At 66.1% G+C, this 15682-nt stretch carries 19 protein-coding genes; 13 read left to right on the forward strand and 6 right to left on the reverse strand.

Annotated elements, in window-relative coordinates; all coding sequences use genetic code 11:
• Positions 1 to 5: 5 nt before the first annotated feature.
• The 3 genes from panB (at position 6) to JHD82_RS12060 (ending at position 2070) form a co-directional block, all read left to right on the forward strand.
• On the forward strand, positions 6 to 887 hold the full coding sequence (gene panB, locus JHD82_RS12050; RefSeq protein ID WP_012203749.1) for a 3-methyl-2-oxobutanoate hydroxymethyltransferase: 882 nt from the start codon (positions 6 to 8) through the stop codon (positions 885 to 887).
• A gap of 73 nt (positions 888 to 960) precedes the next feature.
• Positions 961 to 1812, forward strand: coding sequence for a pantoate--beta-alanine ligase (gene panC / locus JHD82_RS12055; protein ID WP_199136659.1), 852 nt, complete (start codon positions 961 to 963; stop codon positions 1810 to 1812).
• A 45-nt stretch (positions 1813 to 1857) separates the two neighbouring features.
• Positions 1858 to 2070 carry a DUF3079 domain-containing protein gene (locus tag JHD82_RS12060; protein ID WP_199136661.1) on the forward strand — a complete coding sequence of 71 codons (213 nt, stop codon included), beginning with the start codon at positions 1858 to 1860 and terminating at the stop codon, positions 2068 to 2070.
• A gap of 22 nt (positions 2071 to 2092) precedes the next feature.
• On the opposite strand, the gene JHD82_RS12065 is transcribed toward JHD82_RS12060, so the two are convergent.
• Positions 2093 to 3022, reverse strand: coding sequence for a LysR family transcriptional regulator (locus JHD82_RS12065; protein ID WP_199136663.1), 930 nt, complete (start codon positions 3020 to 3022; stop codon positions 2093 to 2095).
• A 102-nt stretch (positions 3023 to 3124) separates the two neighbouring features.
• Between JHD82_RS12065 and lysA the strand changes: the two genes are divergently transcribed.
• The gene (gene lysA / locus JHD82_RS12070) at positions 3125 to 4378 is read left to right on the forward strand and encodes a diaminopimelate decarboxylase (protein ID WP_199136665.1); all 1254 of its coding nucleotides are present in this window, start codon (positions 3125 to 3127) and stop codon (positions 4376 to 4378) included.
• A gap of 190 nt (positions 4379 to 4568) precedes the next feature.
• Here lysA and JHD82_RS12075 read toward each other — a convergent pair whose 3' ends face one another.
• From JHD82_RS12075 to JHD82_RS12090, 4 genes are all read right to left on the reverse strand, one after another.
• Positions 4569 to 5579 (reverse strand): NAD(P)H-dependent glycerol-3-phosphate dehydrogenase, encoded by a 1011-nt coding sequence (locus tag JHD82_RS12075; RefSeq protein WP_013803923.1) that lies wholly within the window; start codon positions 5577 to 5579, stop codon positions 4569 to 4571.
• Between the two features lie 120 nt (positions 5580 to 5699).
• A complete protein-coding gene (gene secB / locus JHD82_RS12080) occupies positions 5700 to 6155 on the reverse strand; it encodes a protein-export chaperone SecB (protein WP_013803924.1) in 456 nt (151 codons plus the stop codon).
• A gap of 129 nt (positions 6156 to 6284) precedes the next feature.
• Entirely contained in the window at positions 6285 to 6542 is a 258-nt protein-coding gene (gene grxC, locus JHD82_RS12085) for a glutaredoxin 3 (protein WP_034390758.1), read from the reverse strand.
• An 88-nt stretch (positions 6543 to 6630) separates the two neighbouring features.
• On the reverse strand, positions 6631 to 7038 hold the full coding sequence (locus JHD82_RS12090) for a rhodanese-like domain-containing protein (RefSeq protein ID WP_097203321.1): 408 nt from the start codon (positions 7036 to 7038) through the stop codon (positions 6631 to 6633).
• Positions 7039 to 7136: 98 nt separating this feature from the next.
• Here JHD82_RS12090 and gpmA point away from each other — a divergent pair, with 98 nt between their 5' ends.
• The 4 genes from gpmA (at position 7137) to JHD82_RS12110 (ending at position 10785) form a co-directional block, all read left to right on the forward strand.
• Positions 7137 to 7880 (forward strand): 2,3-diphosphoglycerate-dependent phosphoglycerate mutase, encoded by a 744-nt coding sequence (gene gpmA, locus JHD82_RS12095; RefSeq protein ID WP_012203740.1) that lies wholly within the window; start codon positions 7137 to 7139, stop codon positions 7878 to 7880.
• Between the two features lie 121 nt (positions 7881 to 8001).
• Entirely contained in the window at positions 8002 to 9438 is a 1437-nt protein-coding gene (locus JHD82_RS12100; RefSeq protein ID WP_012203739.1) for a S41 family peptidase, read from the forward strand.
• A 76-nt stretch (positions 9439 to 9514) separates the two neighbouring features.
• Positions 9515 to 10267: a HesA/MoeB/ThiF family protein gene (locus JHD82_RS12105; protein ID WP_012203738.1), complete on the forward strand. Its 753-nt coding sequence runs from the start codon at positions 9515 to 9517 to the stop codon at positions 10265 to 10267.
• 119 nt (positions 10268 to 10386) lie between these two features.
• Positions 10387 to 10785, forward strand: coding sequence for a response regulator (locus JHD82_RS12110; RefSeq protein ID WP_043781019.1), 399 nt, complete (start codon positions 10387 to 10389; stop codon positions 10783 to 10785).
• Between the two features lie 88 nt (positions 10786 to 10873).
• Here JHD82_RS12110 and JHD82_RS12115 read toward each other — a convergent pair whose 3' ends face one another.
• Positions 10874 to 11506: a response regulator transcription factor gene (locus JHD82_RS12115; RefSeq protein ID WP_012203736.1), complete on the reverse strand. Its 633-nt coding sequence runs from the start codon at positions 11504 to 11506 to the stop codon at positions 10874 to 10876.
• A 143-nt stretch (positions 11507 to 11649) separates the two neighbouring features.
• On the opposite strand from JHD82_RS12115, the gene JHD82_RS12120 reads away from it, so the two are divergent.
• The 5 genes from JHD82_RS12120 (at position 11650) to JHD82_RS12140 (ending at position 15664) form a co-directional block, all read left to right on the forward strand.
• Positions 11650 to 13029 (forward strand): CHASE3 domain-containing protein, encoded by a 1380-nt coding sequence (locus tag JHD82_RS12120; protein WP_013803929.1) that lies wholly within the window; start codon positions 11650 to 11652, stop codon positions 13027 to 13029.
• A 275-nt stretch (positions 13030 to 13304) separates the two neighbouring features.
• Entirely contained in the window at positions 13305 to 13466 is a 162-nt protein-coding gene (locus JHD82_RS12125) for a DUF1328 domain-containing protein (protein WP_013803930.1), read from the forward strand.
• Between the two features lie 111 nt (positions 13467 to 13577).
• On the forward strand, positions 13578 to 13967 hold the full coding sequence (locus JHD82_RS12130; protein WP_012203733.1) for a hypothetical protein: 390 nt from the start codon (positions 13578 to 13580) through the stop codon (positions 13965 to 13967).
• A 79-nt stretch (positions 13968 to 14046) separates the two neighbouring features.
• Entirely contained in the window at positions 14047 to 14367 is a 321-nt protein-coding gene (locus JHD82_RS12135) for a BON domain-containing protein (protein WP_012203732.1), read from the forward strand.
• A gap of 175 nt (positions 14368 to 14542) precedes the next feature.
• Complete coding sequence (locus tag JHD82_RS12140) at positions 14543 to 15664, forward strand: putative zinc-binding metallopeptidase (protein WP_199136667.1); 1122 nt, start codon at positions 14543 to 14545, stop codon at positions 15662 to 15664.
• Positions 15665 to 15682 lie beyond the last annotated feature (18 nt).

Here is a 15682-nt window from a genome sequence, read left to right on the forward strand (position 1 = left end):
GCCCCATGACCCAAGCACCCGTCACCGCCGGCACGCCCTACGGCACCATCCCTCCCGCCTCGCCGCTGCCCCAGCGCCGCCCCGTGAGCCTTCCGCGCCTGGCGCAGATGCGCGAGGCCGGCGAGAAGATCACCATGGTCACCGCCTATGACGCCACCTTCGCGGCCGTGGCCGATGCGGCCGGCGTGGAGTGCATTTTGGTGGGCGATTCGCTGGGCATGGTCTGCCAGGGCCTGCACAGCACCGTGGGCGTGTCGCTGCAGGACATGTGCTACCACACGGCCAGCGTGGCGCGCGGCCTGCACCGCGTGCAGGGCACGGCCTGGCTGATCGCCGACATGCCCTATGGCAGCTATGCAGAAAGCCGCGAGCAGGCCATGCGCAGCGCCTGCGAGCTGATGCAGGCCGGCGCCCATATGGTCAAGCTCGAAGGCGGCGGCTGGACCGCGCCCACCGTGCAATTCCTTGTGGAGCGCGGCGTGCCCGTCTGCGCCCACCTGGGCCTGACGCCGCAGACCGTGCATGCGCTGGGCGGCTACCGCGTCCAGGGCAAGAGCGACGAGGGCGCGGCCACGCTGCGCCGCCATGCGCTGGAGCTGCAGGATGCAGGCGCCTCCATGCTGGTGCTGGAGATGGTGCCGGCACAGCTGTCGCGCGAACTCACGGCCGAGCTGCCGCACTGCCACACCATCGGCATCGGCGCGGGCAGCGGCACGGCCGGACAGGTCCTGGTGCTGCACGACATGCTGGGCGTGAACCTGGGCAAGATGGCCCGCTTCGTGCACAACTTCATGGCGGATGCGGGCAGCGTCAAGGGCGCCTTCGAGGCCTATGTGCATGCCGTGAAGAACGGCAGCTTCCCCGACGACAGCAAGCACGCCTGGTAGTCCGGCAGGCTGCACGATCCGTTTTTCCTCTTCCCGCTTCCCGCTTCCCGTTCCCCCGTTTTCCCGTTTTCCCATGCAAATCGTCCACTCCATCGCCGACCTGCGCGCCATCCTGTCGAGCAAGGGCCGCCCCGCCTTCGTGCCCACCATGGGCAATCTGCACGACGGCCACCTGTCCCTGGTGCGCGCCGCGCGCCAGCACGGCGACATTGCCGTGGCCAGCATCTTCGTGAACCGCCTGCAGTTCCTGCCGCACGAGGATTTCGACAGCTATCCGCGCACCTGGGAGGCCGACTGCGCCAAGCTGGAGGCCGAAGGCTGCGACCTGCTGTTCGCCCCGCGCGAAGCCGATCTCTACCCCGAGCCGCAGACGTTCAAGATCCAGCCCGATGCGCAGCTGGCCGACATCCTCGAAGGCCATTTCCGCCCCGGCTTCTTCACGGGCGTGTGCACCGTGGTGATGAAGCTGTTCTCGGCCGTATTCTTCGCCAGCGGCGGCGGAACGGCCGTGTTCGGCAAAAAGGACTACCAGCAGTTGATGGTGATCCGCCGCATGGTCGAGCAATTCGCCCTGCCCGTGAACATCGTGGCCGGCGACACGGCGCGCGCCGACGACGGCCTGGCGCTGAGTTCGCGCAACGGCTACCTGAGCGACGACGAGCGGCAGCAGGCCATGGCGCTGTCGCTGGCGCTCAAGCAACTGGCCGAGGCCGCGCGTGCGGGCCAGGCGCCACTGGCCGAACTGGAAGCCTGGGCCATGCAATCCCTGGCCGCCCAGGGCTGGGAGCCCGACTACCTGACCGTGCGCCTGCGCCGTGACCTGCAGCCCCCCGCCGAGGGCGCGCAACTGGCCGGTGCACCACTGGTGGCCCTGGGCGCCGCACGCCTGGGCAAGACGCGCCTGATCGACAACCTGGAGTTCTGATCCAGCGCAAAACCCTGGCGGCCATGGCGGTCCAAGCTGGATGCCATGGCCAAGAAATTCCCCATCCACCCCGCCCATCCCGAGCGCACCTGTTGGGGTTGCGACCGCTACTGCGCTCGTGACGAACTGGCCTGCGGCAACGGATCGGACCGCACACAGCACCCGGTGGAGGTCTTTGGCGACGACTGGATGGAGTGGGGCCTGCCACCCGAGCCCGCTGCAGACAAGGCTCCCGGCCTGGACAGCGCGGCGCGCTGATACCGCACCCCGCCCTCTGCCTTCAGCCGACCGCAGCCACCTCGGCGGAGAGCGCGTCCACCAGCCACTGCACCTCGGCCACGGCCGGCCGGTGCAGCGGCAGCAGCGCATGGACCTGGAAGGGAATGGAAAACGCCAGCGGCCGCACCACCAGCTGCGGCCCGGCGCAGGCACGCGCCGTCAGCGGATTGACGATGGCCACGCCCAGGCCATGCTGGACCATGGCGCAGACCGCCACGGCGCTGTGGGTCTCCAGGTGCAGCTGGCGCTGCACGCCGGCCTGCTCGAACACGGCATCGATCTGCTGGCGATAGGGATCGTCGCGCGCCAGGCTGACAAAGCTTTCCCCGGCAAAGTCAGCCACCTCCAGCACCGGCCTTGCGGCCAGCGCATGGCCTGCGGGCAGCACGGCCACCTCGTCCATGGCGGGCAGCGCAAGGGCACGCGTGCCCGGAGGCGCCTCGGCCAGCTCGGCCAGGCCCAGGTCGTAGCGCTGGGCGGCCATCCACTCCTGCAGCAGCGGCGCCTCCTGCGTGGCCACGCTGACGGCCACGGGGCCGTGCTCCGCATGCAGGCGCGCCAGCGCTGCGGGCAGCAGCGCATGGCTGAGGGCGGGCAGGCACAGCACGTTGATGCGCGCCTGGTGCGGCCGCGCCAGGGCCAGCGCATGCTCGACCACGCGGTCCAGCCCCTGCCAGCTGCGCTGCACCTCGGCCCACAGCGAGAGGGCGCGTGCCGTGGGCCGCAGCCGGCCCTGGGCACGCTCGAACAGCGCATAGCCCAGCAGGCTTTCCAGGCGCGCCAGTTCGCGGCTGACGGTGGGCTGGGAGCTGAACAGCATCTGCGCCGCCGCCGTGGCGCTGCCGCTGAGCATGAGCGCGCGAAACACCTCCAGGTGGCGGTGGGAGATGCGGGGTTCGGGAGACGTGTGCGGCAGCTCGGGGTCTTGCATGGCAAGAGCATATCCAAATCAAATAGACACCATAAGAACAAGCATTGGACTGAATGACCGCCATCCGCCATCATGCGCGGCAGTTCCCCTGAAAGAGACACCATGTCCAATCCCTTCTCGCCCGCCCAGCTCTGGGCCCTGGCCGACCAGCACGGCACGCCGCTGTGGGTCTATGACGCCGCCACCATCCGCGCACGCATCGCCCAGCTCAAGGCCTTCGACACCATCCGCTTTGCGCAGAAGGCCTGCTCCAACATCCACATCCTGCGGCTGATGCGCGAGCAGGGCGTGAAGGTGGACGCCGTCTCGCGCGGCGAAATCCTGCGCGCGCTGGCCGCCGGCTACGCGGCCGGCCATGGCGACGACCTGCACAGCGACATCGTGTTCACCGCCGACGTGATGGACGAGGCCACGCTGGCCTGCGTGGCCGAGCACAAGGTGCCCGTGAATGCCGGCTCCATCGACATGCTGCACCAACTGGCCCAGGCCTCGCCCGGCCATCCCGTGTGGCTGCGCATCAACCCCGGCTTCGGCCACGGTCACAGCAACAAGACCAACACGGGCGGCGAGCACAGCAAGCACGGCATCTGGCACAGCGACCTGCTGGCGGCGCTGCAGGCCATCCGCGACGGCGGCCTGAAGCTGGCCGGCCTGCACATGCACATCGGCTCGGGCGTGGACTACGGCCACCTGCAGCAGGTCTGCGGCGCCATGGTCGAGCTGGTGCGCGCCACCCGCCAAGCAGGCCATGACCTGCAGGCCATCTCGGCCGGCGGCGGCCTGTCCATTCCCTACCGCGATGGCGACGCCACCATCGACACCGCCCACTACCACGGCCTGTGGGATGCGGCACGCAAGGACGCCGAGGCCATCGTGGGCCATGCGCTGGGCCTGGAGATCGAGCCGGGCCGCTTCCTGGTGGCCGAGTCGGGCGTGCTGCTGGGCCAGGTGCGCGCCACCAAGAACGCGGGCAACAACCATTTCGTGCTGGTCGATACGGGCTTCAACGAACTGATGCGCCCTTCCATGTACGGCAGCTGGCACGGCATGGAAGTGCTGCGCCGCGACGGCCAGGCCATGCCCCTGCGCGATGCCGTGGTCGCCGGCCCGCTGTGCGAATCGGGCGACGTGTTCACCCAGGGCGACGGCGGCGTGGTGCTGCCGCGCGCGCTGGCAGGCGCCTCGGTGGGCGACCTGCTGGTCATCCATGACACGGGGGCCTATGGCAGCTCCATGTCCAGCAACTACAACACGCGCCCGCTGGCCGCCGAGGTGCTGGTCGATGGCGACAGCACCCGCCTCATCCGTCGCCGCCAGACGGTGGAGGAACTGCTGGGCCTGGAGCTGGGCCTGTAACTGGGCCTGTAACTAGGCATGTAGCGCGCCAGGCGCCAGGATTTCTGACGCAAAAAAGCCCCGGAGCCTTCCAGCTCCGGGGTTTTTTCATGGCCGGGCTGCTCCAAGATGAAAAGCGGCCCCCTCGGGGGGCAGTGGACCTTGCGCAGCAAGGGGAGCGTGTGGGCCATTTTTCATGGACACCGAAGAATCACTCGCCGCGTGGATCGCGCGCCATCAGGTGCTGCACGGCCTCGGCCGCCTGCAGCCGGCCGTCCAGCAGCTCGACCACGGTTTCGGTGATCGGCATCTCCACATTCAGCAGCCGCGCGCGCGCCAGCACGGTGCGCGCGCTGTACACGCCCTCGGCCACATGGCCCAGCGAAGCCACGGCCTGCTCCAGCGTGCGGCCCTGGGCCAGCAGCAGGCCCACCTTGCGGTTGCGCGACAGATCGCCCGTGGCCGTCAGCACCAGATCGCCCAGGCCCGACAGGCCCATGAAGGTCTCGGTGCGCGCGCCCAGGGCCAGGCCCAAACGCGTCATCTCGGCCAGGCCGCGCGTGATCAGTGCGGCGCGGGCGTTCAGGCCCAGCTGCAGGCCGTCGCACAGGCCGGTGGCAATGGCCAGCACGTTCTTCACGGCGCCGCCCACTTCCACGCCCACGATGTCGGCATTGGCATAGACGCGCATGGCGCCGCCGTGGAAGGCGGCCACCAGGGCGTCATTGACCTGGGCATGGCGGCTGGCCGCCACCAGGGCCGTGGGCTGGTGGCGTGCCACCTCGGCCGCGAAGCTGGGGCCGCTGAGCACGCCGCACAGCAGATCGGGCGCCACCTCGGCGCAGACCTCGTGGGCCATCAGTCCATGGGCGGCGGCCGAAGCGCCTGCGGGCACGGCCTCGAAGCCCTTGCACAGCCAGGCCACGGGTGCGGGCACATGCTGCAGCCGGCCCAGCCATTCGCGCAGGGCAGCCATGGGCGTGCCGATCACGATCAGGTCGGCGGCCGCCAGATGGCCGTCGATCTCGCCATGCACCACCTGCAGCGCGGCAGGCAGCGCCACGCCCGGCAGGTAGCGTGCGTTCTCGCCGCTGCCGTGCATGGCCTGCGCCTGGGCGGCGTCGCGCGCCCAAAGGGTCACGACACGCCCGTCACCGCGCGAGGCCGCGCTCATCGCCAGCGCCGTGCCCCAGGCGCCTGCGCCAATCACCACTATGTTCATATCTGCTCGACGTTGAAGAAGCGACGTTGATGAAAAAAAGAGGCCCTCGGGCCTCTTTTCTTGTACCACAGCGATGCGACGCGCCTGGGCGCAAATCACATCGTCCGGGAATGGACCGGCTTACTGCGGCAGCGAGTTGCCGTCCGCCTGGGCGGCTGCCTGCTGCTGCTCGTACATGGCCTGGAAGTTGATCTCGGCCAGGTGCACGGGCGGGAAGCCGGCGCGGGTGACCACGTCAGCCACGTTGCCGCGCAGGTAGGGATAGATGATCTGGGGGCAGGCAATGCCGATCACGCCACCCATCTGGTCTTCGGGCACGTTGCGGATCTCGAAGATGCCGGCCTGCTTGGCCTCGACCAGGAAAACGGTCTTGTCCTGGATCTTGGTCTGCACGGTGGCGGTCACGGCCACTTCGTAGATGCCTTCGGCCACGGGAGTCGCCTCGACGCCAAGCTGGATGTCCACGCTGGGCTGCTCCTGCTCCAGCAGGATGGCGGGCGAATTGGGCTGCTCCAGCGACAGGTCCTTGAGGTAGACGCGCTGGATCTGGAAGACGGGAGTGTCCTGTTCGGCCATGGAATCAGTCTTTCTGGGCAAAAAGCCCTGGTGCGGTGACCAGGGCATCAAAAAAATCACCAACAAAATGCCCGCTGCCAAGAGCTTGCGCAGCGGGCACCTGGGCCAGCATTATGCAGTGCCCGTGTTTCAGCTTTGCAGCAGAGGCACCAGACCGCCGTCGGCGTCCAGCGCCATCAGGTCGTCGCAGCCGCCCACATGGTGGTCGCCGATGAAGATCTGGGGCACCGTGCGGCGGCCCGTGCTCTGCATCATCACGTCGCGCGCGGCCGGATCGGTGTCGATGCGGATCTCTTCGATCTGCTCCACGCCCTTGGACTTGAGGATCTGCTTGGCCCGGATGCAATAGGGGCAGACAGCGGTGGTGTACATCTTCACGGCTTGCATGTGCGTCTTTCTTCGAGTTTGCGGCGTGCCGCCGGCTGGCGCCTAAGGCGCGGAGCAGCGGCTTGCATCGCCGTCAGATGGGGGCGTCTCAGGCCTTTTCAACCGGCATGCCGGCATCGCGCCAGGCCTTCAGGCCACCGGCCAGGGCCTGGGCCTTTTCGTAGCCCAGCTTCTTCGCAATGCCTTCGGCACGGGAGGCGCGGTTGCCCTTGGTGCAGATCAGCACCAGCGGCAGCGCCTTGTTCTTCACCGTGGTGGGCAGCTTTTCCTCGAACTGGCTCAGCGGCACATTCCTGGCGCCGTTGGCATGGGCGGCCGCGTACTCTTCGGGCTCGCAGACATCGATGACCACGGCCTTTTGGCGGTTGATCAGTTGCACGGCCTGCGCCGCCGTCAGCGAGCCGCCGCCTGCGCCGCGCACCAGGGGCAGCAGCAGCATCACGCCGGAAGCCAGCGCAATCAGGATCAAATACCAGTTATCGATGATGAATTTCACGTCATTCCTTGGGTTGGCAAACCTGTCAATTCTAGAATGCTGGCTTTTGCCCCCGCGACAGCCCAGCTTTGTCGCATCGAGAGACTTAGAAAGCCGCCATGTACAAGCTCGTGCTGATCCGCCACGGTGAATCCACCTGGAACCTCGAAAACCGCTTCACCGGCTGGACCGATGTGGACCTGACCGCCACCGGCGTCGAACAGGCCAAGAACGCTGGCCGCCTGCTCAAGGCCGAAGGCTATGACTTCGACCTGGCCTACACCAGCGTGCTCAAGCGCGCCACGCGCACGCTGTGGCACACGCTGGACGAAATGGACCGCACCTGGCTGCCCGTGCAGCACAGCTGGCGCCTGAACGAGCGCCACTACGGCGGCCTGCAGGGCCTGAACAAGGCGGACATGGCCAAGCAATACGGCGACGCCCAGGTGCTGGTGTGGCGCCGCAGCTACGACACGCCCCCGCCGGCCCTGGAGCCGCAAGACCCGCGCAGCGAGCGCAGCGACGTGCGCTACGCCCAGCTGGACCCCAGCCAGGTGCCGCTGACCGAATGCCTGAAGGACACGGTGGCGCGCGTTCTGCCGTTCTGGAACGAGTCCATCGCGCCCGCCATCCTGTCCGGCAAGCGCGTCGTGGTTGCGGCCCACGGCAACTCCATCCGCGCGCTGATCAAGTACCTGGACGGCATCTCGGATGACGCCATCGTCGGCGTCAACGTGCCCAATGGCATTCCGCTGGTCTATGAGCTGGATGCCAATCTCAAGCCCATTCGCCACTATTACCTGGGCGATGCAGAAGCTGCCGCCAAGGCTGCAGCCGCCGTGGCCGCACAGGGCAAGGCCTGAGCCGGGCCCGCTTGAGGTGAGCGCCTGCTGCGGAAATTGCGCTTGCTGTGCCGTTTTTAGGGAACCACGCGGGCGCTTGCCTTTCCAAGCGGGTGTATATTGACGCGGTTAAAGGGGTGATATGGGCCAGAAAATCAAAATTGCCGGCTGGGTTTCCGTAGGCGTAATCGCCGGAGCACTGACCACGGTTTCCTTGCAGACCGTGGCCCGCGGTGCCATGACCCCGCTGCCGCTGGAGGAAATCCAGCAGCTGTCCGCCGTCTTCGGCCTGATCAAGACCGACTATGTCGAGCCGGTCGATGACAAGAAGCTGATCACCGATGCCATCTCCGGCATGGTGTCCAGCCTCGATCCGCATTCGCAGTACTTCGACAAGAAGTCCTACAAGGAATTCCGCGAGGGCACCTCGGGCCGCTTCGTCGGCGTGGGCATCGAGATCACGCAGGAAGACGGCCTGATCAAGGTCGTCTCGCCCATCGAAGGCTCCCCCGCCTTCCGCGCCGGCCTCAAGACCGGCGACCTGATCACCAAGATCGACGACACGGCCGTCAAGGGCCTGTCGCTCAACGACGCCGTCAAGCGCATGCGCGGCGAGCCCAACACCAAGGTGCAGCTGACCATCCTGCGCAAGGATGAAAGCCGCAGCTTCCCCGTGACCATCACGCGCGAGGAAATCAAGACGCAGTCCGTCAAGGGCAAGGTGATCGAGCCCGGCTACGGCTGGATCCGCCTGAGCCAGTTCCAGGAACGCACGGTGGACGACTTCGTGCGCAAGGTCGAGGAACTGTACAAGCAGGACCCCAACATGAAGGGCCTGGTGCTGGACCTGCGCAACGACCCGGGCGGCCTGCTGGACGCTGCCGTCGCCATCTCGGCCGCCTTCCTGCCGCCGGATGTGACCGTGGTCTCCACCAACGGCCAACTGGCCGAGAGCAAGGAAACCTACAAGGCATCGCCCAGCTTCTATGCCCGCCGCGGCATGGGTGACCCGCTGCAGCGCCTGCCCGCCTCGCTCAAGAAACTGCCGCTGGTGGTGCTGGTCAACGAAGGCTCGGCCTCGGCCAGCGAGATCGTGGCCGGCGCACTGCAGGACCACAAGCGCGCCATCATCATGGGCAGCCAGACCTTCGGCAAGGGCTCCGTGCAGACCGTGCGCCCCCTGGGCCCCGATACGGGCCTGAAGCTGACCACGGCGCGCTACTACACGCCCAGCGGCAAGTCCATCCAGGCCAAGGGCATCGTGCCCGACGTGATGGTGGATGAGACGCCCGAAGGCGACCTGTTCGCCGCCCTGCGCATGCGCGAGGCCGACCTGGAAAAGCACCTGTCCAGCGGACAGGGTGCCGAGGTCAAGGACGAGGTGCGCGAGAAGGCCCGCGAGGAAGCACGCAAACGCCTGGAAGAGGAAGCCAAGAAGCCGCCGGCCGAGCGCCGCCTGCCCGAGTTCGGCACCGAAAAGGACTTCCAGCTGCAGCAGGCGCTCAACCGCCTCAAGGGCCAGCCCGTCATGGTCAGCAAGACCCTGACCGAGCGCGAGCCCGAGAAGAAGGAAAACTGACAGCGCGGCGCGGACCGGGTCCGCGCCTGCACCAAGCCGGGCCTTGCGCCCGGCTTTTTCACGTCTGGAGACGCGAATGAACGACGATCAACTGCTGCGCTACTCGCGCCACATCCTTCTCGACGAAATCGGCATCGAGGGCCAGGAGCGCATCCTGGCGGCGCATGTGCTCATCATCGGCGCAGGCGGCCTGGGCGCGCCCGCCGCGCTGTACCTGGGCTCGGCCGGCATAGGCCGTATCACCCTGGTGGACGACGATGCGGTGGACATGACCAACCTGCAGCGCCAGATCGCGCACACCACGGATCGCGTGGGCCAGCCCAAGGTGGAATCCATACGCACGGCCGTGCACGCCATCAACCCCGGCATCCGCATCGACTGCCGTCAGCAGCGCGCCGACGACGCCCTGCTCGACGAGCTCGTGCCCCAGGCCAGCCTGGTGCTGGACTGCACGGACAACTACCGCACGCGCCACATGATCAACGCGGCCTGCGTGCGGCACAAGGTGCCCCTGGTGGCGGGGGCGGCCATCCGGCTGGACGGCCAGCTCATGGTCATGGACCCGCGCGACGAGAACTGCGCCTGCTATGCCTGCGTGTTCCCGCCCGATGCGCAGTTCGAGGAAGTGCAGTGCTCGACCATGGGCGTCTTCGCGCCCGTGGTGGGCGTCATGGGCACGCTGCAGGCGGCGGAAGCCCTCAAGCTGATCGCGGGATTTGGCACGCCTGCAACAAACCGCCTGACCATGTTCGACAGCCGCAGCCTGGATTGGAGTAGCATGCAAACCACTCGTGTACCGGAATGTCCCGTTTGCGGTAACAAGGCGTAGGAATCGACTGACCCCGACGCCGATCCCTCACTGGCACAATCGCCCGCTGTCGCGCAGGACAATGGAGGCCGGGCTCCACCGGACTCCGATTGCCATCCGCGTCCCTATTGGATACAGCCGTGAAATTGCGCACCTATCTTGTTGAAGACAACCCTACGATCCGCGAGAACCTGATCGCCACGCTCGAAGAACTGGCCGATGTCGAGGCCGTGGGCATCGCGGAGACGGAGAGCGCGGGGACGGACTGGCTCCAGCAGAACCCCGACGCATGGGATCTCGCCATCGTCGACCTGTTCCTGCGGCAGGGCAGCGGCTTGGGTGTGCTCACCGCCTGCCGCGAGCGCCAGCCGCACCAGAAGATCGTGGTGCTCAGCAACTATGCCACCCCCGACATCCGCAGCCGCTGCGCCCAGCTCGGCGTGGATGCCGTCTTCGACAAGTCCAATGAAATCGACGCACTCATGGACTATTGCATGAATATCGATGCGGCGTCACTCAAACAACTCAAAACAGCCTGAACCCAAAGCACTGCATTTGATTTTTCACCAAAGAAAAAGGCTGCACGACTTGATAATCGTGCAGCCCGTATTTTCTATTGACTGAAAATCAATCGATCAGCCTGTTCTTCAGTGCGTAATACGTCAGATCGCTGTTGGACGACAATCCCATTTTCTCCATGAGTCGCGTGCGATAGGTGCTGACCGTCTTTACGCTCAGCGAAAGCGACTTTGCAATATCACCTGCGGTTTCGCCACGCGCGAGCTTGAGGAAGACCTGGAACTCACGCTCGGACAGCTGCTCATGCGCTGGCGCGTCATCCTTGCGGTTGAGCTGCTGGGCCAGCAGGTCGGCCACGGCGGGCGTCAGGTAGCGGCGGCCCAGGGCCACGGTGCGGATCGCTTCGGCAATCTCCTGGGGATCGCATTCCTTGTTCAGGTAGCCGCTGGCGCCTTGGCGGATCAGGTTGATCGCGTAGTGCTCCTCGGGATAGCCGCTCAGGATCAGGATGCCCATGTCCGGCGCCTTGGCGCGCAGCATGGCAAGCGCGTCGATACCGCTTTGGCCAGGCATGGACAGGTCCATCAACAGCACGTCGATCTCGTGGGCACGCACCAGATCGATGGCCTCGCGGCCATTGGCGGCCTCACCGACTACACGCAGGTCCACGTGTTCCGAGAGAAACTGACGCAGGCCCGAGCGCACAATTGCATGGTCGTCCACAATGCCAATTCTGATCATGAATACCTCTTTTTCGGGGGACCAGCGGGATCGCTGGTCGTGCAAACAATATATGGTAACGGCCGGCGCAGGAACTGCCCCGGCAGCCGATAACACGAATTATGCAGAATATCGGCGAAGATCTTGTAGGTGAGAGGATGCTTATGCGTTGGATAAATTTCCGAAGAATTGCGATCAGCCTGGCATTCGCCATCGTCGCGGCCGTGCTGCTGGTGAGCATTAACGAGGCCAGCTACAAGCGCTCCACCAAGGCGCTGGAGGCCATGACCCAGACCCAGAACACCCGCTCGGAGATCAGCCAGCTGCTGCGGCTGATGCTGGATGCGGAGACCGGCCTGCGCGGCTACCTGCTCACGGGCGAGGAGCGCTACCTGGAGCCCTACAGCAAGGCGATCACGGCCATCAACTACAACATGGACGAGTTGCGCCAGATCTTCATCTACGACCCGCAGGAGCTGGCGATCTTCACGCCGCTGGCGCGCCAGGTCGAACGCAAGATGAGCGAGATGGAACTCAGCCTGCGCCTGTACCGCCAGGGCAACGAGGAAGCCTGGCGCTTCGTCATGTTCACCGACGTGGGCATGGAGAACATGGACGCCATCCGCGACTACACGGGCAAGCTGCTGTCAGGCATAGACCAGCGCTCGGCCAAGAACCTGCAGGACATCGAGCACACGCTGTCGCTGTCACGCATAGGCATCGCCACGGTCACCGCCCTGGGCGTGCTGGGCTTTTTCATGTACCTGCGCCAGGCCCACGCGCTGCAACAGGCACACCAGCGCGAGCAGGAGATCCAGCGCGACGAGCGCAACCGCCTCGAAGCCCTGGTGCGCGAGCGCACGGCCACGCTGACGGAGCTGGCCAACCACTTGCAGCAGGTGCGCGAGGACGAGCGCGGACACCTGGCGCGCGAACTGCACGACGAGCTGGGCTCGCTGCTGACGGCCGCCAAGCTCGACGTGGCGCGCCTCAAATCCAAGATCGACCTCAGCGCGCCGGACGTGGGCGAACGCGTCAGCCATCTGGTGGAGACGCTCAACAGCGGCATCGCCCTCAAGCGCCGCATCATCGAGGACCTGCGCCCCTCCTCCCTGTCCAACCTGGGCCTGACGACGGCGCTGGAAATCCTGGCGCGCGAGTTCGGCGAGCGCAGCGGCATCGAAGTCACGGCCAACCTGGAGCAGGTGGAGCTGCCGGAATCCACCCAGCTCACGGTCTACCGCATCGTCCAGGAGTCGCTGACCAACATCGGCAAATATGCCAAGGCCAGCCATGTCCTGGTCTCCGTGCACAACTATCCGACCTATGTGACGGTGCAGATCCAGGACGACGGCGAAGGCTTCGAGACCTCGGCCATGCGCCCCAACTCCCACGGGCTGGCCGGCATGCGCCACCGCGTGGAGGCCGCAGGCGGCCGCCTGACCGTCTCGTCCGAACTGGGCAAGGGCACGGCGATCTCCGCCGTCATCCCGCTGGCGCCCATTTCCACGGACAAAAGCGCCGGTACGGTCGCCACCGCCTGAAGCGGCAGCATCCGCCATGCAAAAGCCCCAGCGCGCCCGCGCGCCAGGGGCTTTTTTTCATATGCACTCCTGGATGGTTGCAGCCAGCGGCGGCTGCAAGCCCTGTGCAGCCGGAGCATTCCTACACCACCCCCCCTCCTAACCCTGACGCCATGCCACGCCGGCCACCGTCAGATACACCTTTGGTGGCTCAGTACAGTCGAACCCATGCAAACAGCACTTGGCCCATCCGCCCCGTGCCGTTTCTTGGAAACGAACAACCCAAGGAGTTTTACATGCTGCACTACGCCATCGTGTTCTTCGTCATCGCCCTGGTAGCTGCCATATTCGGTTTTGGTGGTATTGCGGCAGGTGCTGTAGGCATCGCCAAGATCCTGTTCTATATTTTCGTGATCATGGCTGTCGTCACCTTTGTGATGAGCCTGATCAAGAAGTAGCGGCGGCGCCGCCTTCAACCCCCTGCCAGCCCAAGCCCGCTTCCCGCGGGCAGCCAGCCCGGCAGCCCGACCGCCTTTCGCATTCATGCCAGTTTTGAGGAGATAGAACCAATGAGCCAAGCCGAGAAAGCCGTGAACAAAGCCGCCGATACCGCCAAGGACGTTGCCCAGGATGTCGCGGATGCCGCCAAGGAAGCCGTCAACACCACACGCCGCACTGCAGCGAATGCGCTGGACAAGGCCGAGGAAGGCGTGAAGTCCGTCGAGCGTGAACTGAACCCCGTCATCGATGACCTCGCAGCCCGTGCCCAGGAACTGGCCACGCGCGGCATCAACTTCTGCGCCGACAGCTCCGACCGCGCCCGCCGCCAGCTGCAATCGGCCACCGAGGCCACCACGCGCTACGTCATCGAGCAGCCTGGCCGCTCCATCCTGCTGGCCGCGGCCACGGGCGCAGCCCTGGCCACCGCGTTCTTCATGAGCTCACGCTCGCGCAAGTGAGCGGTCGCAAAGCTCCCAGAGTCTCCCGAGTACCGTTAGTCCAGTTACCCCAGTTTTCTTACTCAAGAAAGAATTGATCATGCAAAAGTACACCCGTGCCATCGCTTTCGCTCTCGTCGCCGGCGCCACCGTGCTCGGCACCACCGCCTGCTCCGTCGCCCGCGACCAGCAGACCGTGGGCTCGTATGTGGATGACGCCGGCATCACCACCGCGGTGAAGGCCAAGATGGCAGAAGACAAGAGCGTCTCGGCCACTTCCATCAGCGTCGAGACCCTGAACGGCACGGTGCAACTGTCGGGCTTTGCCAAGTCCGAATCGGAAAAGGCCCGCGCCGCCGAGATCGCCCGCACCACTAAGAACGTGCGTGAAGTGCGCAACAGCATCGTGGTTCGTCCCTGATGCAGGCCCCTGCGGGGGCTGATCCAAGTACAAGGCCGGAGACTTCCGGCCTTTTTTCATCCAGGGCCCCAACTGCCGCACGGTGGTCCGCCGCAAGGATTGCCGGCCATTGCAGCCGACGGCAGGTACGACCCCTTTCCACCGTGCGCCGGACATACGGCGTAAAGTGACCGACATGCGAGTCTTCAACTGTGATGCCTGTGGCCACCCGGTCTTCTTCGACAGCGTTCAATGCGTGCACTGCGGCGCCACCCTGGCCTTCCTGCCCGAGCAACTGCATGTGGCCTGCCTGCGCCCGGTTTCCGGCACGCGGGACAGCGTGCTGTGGGAGAGCCTGTCCTCGCTGACGAGCGGCAAGCCGCCAGGCCGGCTCTACAAGATGTGCAGCCACCGGGGTCCCGTGGGGCAGTGCAACTTCGCCCTGCCCGCAGACGATCCCCATGCGCTGTGCGAGTCCTGCCGCCAGACACGCTGGCTGCCCGATCTGTCAGACCCGTCCAATGCGCTGCGCTGGACCCGGATCGAGGCCGCCAAGCGCCAGCTGTTCTATACGCTGGCCCGCCTGGGCCTGGGTCCCCGGCCTGGAGAGGATGGGCCGCGCTTCGAGCTGCTGGCCGACCTGCCGGGGCAGGCGCCCGTGATGACCGGCCATGCCAACGGCACCATCACGCTGAACGTGGTGGAGGCCGACGATGCCGAGCGTGCCCGGCGCCGCCAGGCCCTGCACGAGCCCTACCGGACGCTGGTGGGCCATCTGCGCCATGAGTCGGGCCACTTCTTCTGGGACAGGCTGGTGGTGGGCGCGGGCCGTATCGAGGAATTCCGCCGCCTGTTCGGCGACGAGCGCCAGGACTATGGCCAGGCCCTGCAGAACTACTATGCGCGCAACCCGATGGATGAGCAGTGGCGCGACAACTTCGTCAGCGCCTATGCCACCTCCCATCCGTGGGAAGACTGGGCCGAAAGCTGGGCCCATTACCTGCACATGGTGGATCTGCTGGAGACGGCGGCCAGCTACGGCACCTGCATCACCATGCCTGGAGGCTCAGGGACAAGTACAGGCTCGGGCACGCAGCCTGCGCTGTGCGTGCAGGACCCTTTCGCGGTCCATGCAAGCCCGGACTTCGGCACCATGCTGGACCAGTGGGTGCCTCTGACGCTGCTGACCAACAGCCTCAACCGCAGCCTGGGCCATGGTGATGCCTATCCGTTCGCCCTTTCGGCCGGGGCCAGGCGCAAGCTGGAATTCGTGCACGCCGCCGTGAATGCGAGCGCCACGCGGCAGGCTGCCTTCTAAGAAGGAACTGCGAGAGGG

The organism is Delftia sp. ASV31, from assembly GCF_016428765.1.
GTDB lineage: Bacteria > Pseudomonadota > Gammaproteobacteria > Burkholderiales > Burkholderiaceae_C > Comamonas > Comamonas acidovorans.

Coding starts and splice junctions, on each gene's coding strand:
- panB (WP_012203749.1), top strand. CDS start 6: ATGACCCAAGCACCCGTCACCGCCGGCACGCCCTACGGCACCATCCCT.
- JHD82_RS12130 (WP_012203733.1), top strand. CDS start 13,578: ATGAGCCAAGCCGAGAAAGCCGTGAACAAAGCCGCCGATACCGCCAAG.
- JHD82_RS12065 (WP_199136663.1), bottom strand. CDS start 3,022: ATGCAAGACCCCGAGCTGCCGCACACGTCTCCCGAACCCCGCATCTCC.
- JHD82_RS12125 (WP_013803930.1), top strand. CDS start 13,305: ATGCTGCACTACGCCATCGTGTTCTTCGTCATCGCCCTGGTAGCTGCC.
- gpmA (WP_012203740.1), top strand. CDS start 7,137: ATGTACAAGCTCGTGCTGATCCGCCACGGTGAATCCACCTGGAACCTC.
- JHD82_RS12135 (WP_012203732.1), top strand. CDS start 14,047: ATGCAAAAGTACACCCGTGCCATCGCTTTCGCTCTCGTCGCCGGCGCC.
- JHD82_RS12140 (WP_199136667.1), top strand. CDS start 14,543: ATGCGAGTCTTCAACTGTGATGCCTGTGGCCACCCGGTCTTCTTCGAC.
- lysA (WP_199136665.1), top strand. CDS start 3,125: ATGTCCAATCCCTTCTCGCCCGCCCAGCTCTGGGCCCTGGCCGACCAG.
- JHD82_RS12075 (WP_013803923.1), bottom strand. CDS start 5,579: ATGAACATAGTGGTGATTGGCGCAGGCGCCTGGGGCACGGCGCTGGCG.
- JHD82_RS12060 (WP_199136661.1), top strand. CDS start 1,858: ATGGCCAAGAAATTCCCCATCCACCCCGCCCATCCCGAGCGCACCTGT.
- JHD82_RS12100 (WP_012203739.1), top strand. CDS start 8,002: ATGGGCCAGAAAATCAAAATTGCCGGCTGGGTTTCCGTAGGCGTAATC.
- JHD82_RS12115 (WP_012203736.1), bottom strand. CDS start 11,506: ATGATCAGAATTGGCATTGTGGACGACCATGCAATTGTGCGCTCGGGC.
- panC (WP_199136659.1), top strand. CDS start 961: ATGCAAATCGTCCACTCCATCGCCGACCTGCGCGCCATCCTGTCGAGC.
- JHD82_RS12105 (WP_012203738.1), top strand. CDS start 9,515: ATGAACGACGATCAACTGCTGCGCTACTCGCGCCACATCCTTCTCGAC.
- secB (WP_013803924.1), bottom strand. CDS start 6,155: ATGGCCGAACAGGACACTCCCGTCTTCCAGATCCAGCGCGTCTACCTC.
- JHD82_RS12120 (WP_013803929.1), top strand. CDS start 11,650: ATGCGTTGGATAAATTTCCGAAGAATTGCGATCAGCCTGGCATTCGCC.
- grxC (WP_034390758.1), bottom strand. CDS start 6,542: ATGCAAGCCGTGAAGATGTACACCACCGCTGTCTGCCCCTATTGCATC.